This is a genomic window from Mesotoga sp. UBA5825 (assembly GCF_002432955.1).
Classification (GTDB): domain Bacteria; phylum Thermotogota; class Thermotogae; order Petrotogales; family Kosmotogaceae; genus Mesotoga.
In genome coordinates, this window is sequence record NZ_DJHG01000034.1 from 1 (window position 1) to 2,809 (window position 2,809).

A 2,809-nucleotide genomic window follows, 5' to 3' on the forward strand; every position below is an offset into this window, starting at 1 on the left:
GGCCAGGATCTCGTTCTTTGAAACTGTTGCAAGTGACAAGATGCAGGTTGAATAAGAAACGGTTATCCGTGAACGGTCCACCGTCCTCCGACAAGAGCATGGCCCCGTTCTTGGAAGAGCGGTTCTTTATTCTTAAGCTCAGGAGCGCAATCAGAAGTCGACTTTCGAGAAGATGGTGTTCCTTCTATCTGATTCAAACATCAAGAATATGTCTCAAAGATTCTTGTATACATTTCTACGATGGCCGATATGCAGAATAGTAACTGACTTATCTTCATCACTAATCTCATAGATAATCCGATAGTCACCAGCTCTTATCCGCCATCCCTCTCTTCCGGTCAACTTACTAGAACCTCTTGGACGCGGATTCGAAGCGAGCAGCAATATCCTTTGCTTGATTCTGCTATAGTTCGGCTCTCGAAGTGACTGAAGCTCTTTTGCAGCTGTGCTGAGAATAAGAAGTTAGTATGCGTCAGGCATCTTCCCGCTTGACTTTATCTAGAGCCTCTTCAAACGGAAGAATCTTGTCGGTTGACTTCTTAGCTTTGTCGTATGCTCGAATCTCTTCCAATTCTTCCAACTCATCGAGAATCTTCTTATATGTAGAAATACTAAGAATCACGCTAACTGGTTTTCCATCTTCATTAACAATCATGCGGGGTTCTTTCATTAAATCACCTCATATGGAATTATAGCATTTTGAGGAGCGGTCCCTCGTTCCGAAGCTGCGTGTCCAAGTTCTTCTTGGTAAAGTTGAGGTCAGGGGACAGAGGCGAGAGGTTTGAAGGGCGACAAGAACTTAACTTTCTAACGTCTGGTTCGAGATGAGGAGAGAGGGCGAGAAGGATGAGAAGAACTAGATCCCGTGCAGGTGCATCACGGGATGACCCCAAACAGGAGCCCTGAACAGAACATTTTCAGGGCAGGCTTCATTGGGGTGGGCTTCTTCTTAGGGCAGGCTCTACGGGATGACAGGAATAGGGGATTTGCGGACACACTAATCAGGGAAGGCTCAACGAGTTGACAATGTTAGACAATTATTCAGTTTCCTTGCACGGGCGAACAGCTGTTCGTCCGAAACGACTTTGCGGTTGACAATCCAAGAGGTTCAGTAGTAATCAGTAGACATACCTTCAAATACTCTGAGTGCGTTATATTCACATCTTAGGAATGGTATGTGCTATAATAGCACACAGAGGAGGTGGGTTAATGGTGCACTTAAGAGAATGTAGAGAAAGGAGCGGCCTTTCCCAGGAAGAAGCTGCTTCTAAGCTGAGCGTAGATAGAACTTCTCTTTCAAGGATGGAGAACGATAAGCAGAAGATTGATCCTGTTCTCCTGTTTAGAATGGCAAAGTTATACAATGCTTTGCCAGAAGATCTACTTGGAATTCAGAAAGAAAAAGAAAGGGAGTTTTCGTTGGCTTTCAGGGACAAGAGTAATCTGGATGTTGAGAGCAGAGAAATATTCGAAAAGATTGAGAGGATTGTGAAGAATATCATTTTTCTTGAGGGAGAACTGAATAGTGAGGACTTCTAGAGAAATCGAAGCCGTTGCATTGAAAGCGCGCAAAGAAATTGGGCTTTCCTTAGGTCTCAACGAGACTTTACTCAGAAAAAACCTAGAAGACAAAGGTTACTTCCTTTTCTACTATCCATTCGGCGAAAGTGGTATTTCGGGAGCGTTGTTCAGCAGTGTTCATGCGAGGATACTGGTCGTTAATTCATCACAATCTATCGGTAGGCAGAACTTCACAGTGGCTCATGAATTAGGTCACATCTATCTACACAATACCGAAAGTCTGGTCGAAATATCCGGAGATGAATCTTCTACAAAGGAAAGGGAGGCTGATAGCTTTGCTTCGATGTTTCTCATGCCAGCCAATGATGTCTCTTCAATGATACAGACAAACGGAGGAATCGAGTTTGACGCAGTGGAAGTCATGGAGATCTCGCAGATGTTCAGGATGAGTTACAAAGCCACGCTTAAGCGGTTGACGGAGGTTTTTGGCCGGAAAGCTATTCCATTGACTTTGTGGGACAAAAAACCCCTTCAACTGGCAGAGATGTTAAATATGGATAAAAGACTCTATGAGCCAAGTGGGGAGAAATACTGGTCGAACACCAAGTATGTATCAACGGCCTTCAGGGCACTGGAAAAAGGAAGAATCAGCTTCAGCAGATTCCTCGAGCTAATGAAAGATATAGGGCTTAATGGCTACGATGTTCTTGAAAACATGAAGGAGAGCGACTAGTGTTTGTTATAGACACCACGGTTTTATCTAACTTCGCTGCAGTCCAAAAGATTGATACTCTTGTGAGAATTCTTAAAGATGAAGCAGTTGTTCCAGAACCCGTCGTGAATGAGTTTCATGATTGCAGAAGGTTTTCGAGATTAGAGATAGGTTTCCCAGTTGTACAGATTATGCGTGAAGATCTAGAGTTATTTGCTGATTCAGTCAGCAGTTTCGGTTTCTCAGGACTCGGAAAGGGAGAACTATCATGTATCTTCACAGTTAGTATCAAAAATCTCGCGGATACAGTTCTTACCGATGACAATCTCGCCAGACAATACTGCAGGAAATACAAGATTGAATTCCACGGAAGTGTGTATATTCTAGCTCTTGGTGTGAGAGAACGAGTACACTCCCTGAGTGAAGCTGAGAAATTGCTTTCAGAAATGAAGTGTTATGGGTTCTGGCTGAAAGACAGAATTTCGGTTCAAGAAGCGCTAAGACTTCTTTGCTAAAGAGACAACGAATAGAAAAGCTTCTGGAGACTCAAGGCTGGCTTCGGCAGGAGGCAACAAA

At 43.7% G+C, this 2,809-nt stretch carries 5 protein-coding genes; 3 read left to right on the forward strand and 2 right to left on the reverse strand.

Going from position 1 to position 2,809, the window contains the following annotated elements; translation table 11 throughout:
* Nucleotides 1–213: 213 nt before the first annotated feature.
* Nucleotides 214–456 (reverse strand): type II toxin-antitoxin system RelE family toxin, encoded by a 243-nt coding sequence (locus tag B3N33_RS03480; RefSeq protein ID WP_292592188.1) that lies wholly within the window; start codon nucleotides 454–456, stop codon nucleotides 214–216.
* A gap of 16 nt (nucleotides 457–472) precedes the next feature.
* Nucleotides 473–670: a hypothetical protein gene (locus tag B3N33_RS03485; RefSeq protein ID WP_102819205.1), complete on the reverse strand. Its 198-nt coding sequence runs from the start codon at nucleotides 668–670 to the stop codon at nucleotides 473–475.
* A gap of 539 nt (nucleotides 671–1,209) precedes the next feature.
* Between B3N33_RS03485 and B3N33_RS03490 the strand changes: the two genes are divergently transcribed.
* Genes B3N33_RS03490 through B3N33_RS03500 form a run of 3 tightly spaced genes read left to right on the forward strand, consistent with a single transcriptional unit; the run spans nucleotide 1,210 to nucleotide 2,748 of the window.
* On the forward strand, nucleotides 1,210–1,539 hold the full coding sequence (locus B3N33_RS03490; protein WP_214060037.1) for a helix-turn-helix domain-containing protein: 330 nt from the start codon (nucleotides 1,210–1,212) through the stop codon (nucleotides 1,537–1,539).
* On the forward strand, nucleotides 1,526–2,254 hold the full coding sequence (locus tag B3N33_RS03495) for an ImmA/IrrE family metallo-endopeptidase (protein ID WP_292592186.1): 729 nt from the start codon (nucleotides 1,526–1,528) through the stop codon (nucleotides 2,252–2,254). Before B3N33_RS03490 ends, B3N33_RS03495 begins: the two co-directional genes overlap by 14 nt.
* Entirely contained in the window at nucleotides 2,254–2,748 is a 495-nt protein-coding gene (locus tag B3N33_RS03500; protein ID WP_292592187.1) for a hypothetical protein, read from the forward strand. The genes B3N33_RS03495 and B3N33_RS03500 overlap by 1 nt, the downstream gene beginning before the upstream one ends.
* Nucleotides 2,749–2,809 lie beyond the last annotated feature (61 nt).

Bases quoted from the DNA above. Each gene is read 5' to 3' on its own strand.
- B3N33_RS03485 (WP_102819205.1), bottom strand. From the start codon at position 670: ATGAAAGAACCCCGCATGATTGTTAATGAAGATGGAAAACCAGTTAGC.
- B3N33_RS03490 (WP_214060037.1), top strand. From the start codon at position 1,210: ATGGTGCACTTAAGAGAATGTAGAGAAAGGAGCGGCCTTTCCCAGGAA.